The organism is Paenibacillus oenotherae (genome assembly GCF_019443105.1).
GTDB classification, from domain to species: Bacteria; Bacillota; Bacilli; order Paenibacillales; family Paenibacillaceae; genus Paenibacillus_Z; species Paenibacillus_Z oenotherae.
Window position 1 is genome coordinate 1 of the sequence record NZ_JAHZIJ010000089.1, and the last position, 483, is coordinate 483.

General features: G+C 46.2%; 1 rRNA gene. It reads right to left on the reverse strand.

Annotated elements, in window-relative coordinates:
• Positions 1–367: 367 nt before the first annotated feature.
• Positions 368–483, reverse strand: a 16S ribosomal RNA gene (locus K0T92_RS24700); the annotation flags it as partial.

The following is a 483-nucleotide window of genomic DNA, read 5'->3' on the forward strand; positions in this document are numbered from 1 at the left end:
GCCTAGGCATCCTCCGTGCGCTCTTAGTAGCTTAACCATAAGCTCCGGTTCTTCGATTGAGACTCCGTTGTAGAAACATTTCTTGAACACTAAATGATTAGCGGTAGAAACCTCTCTACAAAAGTCGCTTCAATTCGAACAACCTTCGCCTTGCAGTCGAAACTGCGTGGTATAAACTCAGCTAAAGGATGTTACTTTGCTTATATCTTCGCTATCCAGTTTTCAAGGTGCAGTCATTGCGCTGGCAGTATTGTGTACTGTCAACGATTTAATGGAGAAAGAACAAGTTTGTTCTCTCAAAACTGACAACGAGTGAGCAATACAATGCCATGTATTCCATCTTCATCGAGATGGTTTAATTCCTTAGAAAGGAGGTGATCCAGCCGCACCTTCCGATACGGCTACCTTGTTACGACTTCACCCCAATCATCTACCCCACCTTCGGCGGCTGGCTCCTTGCGGTTACCCCACCGACTTCGGGTG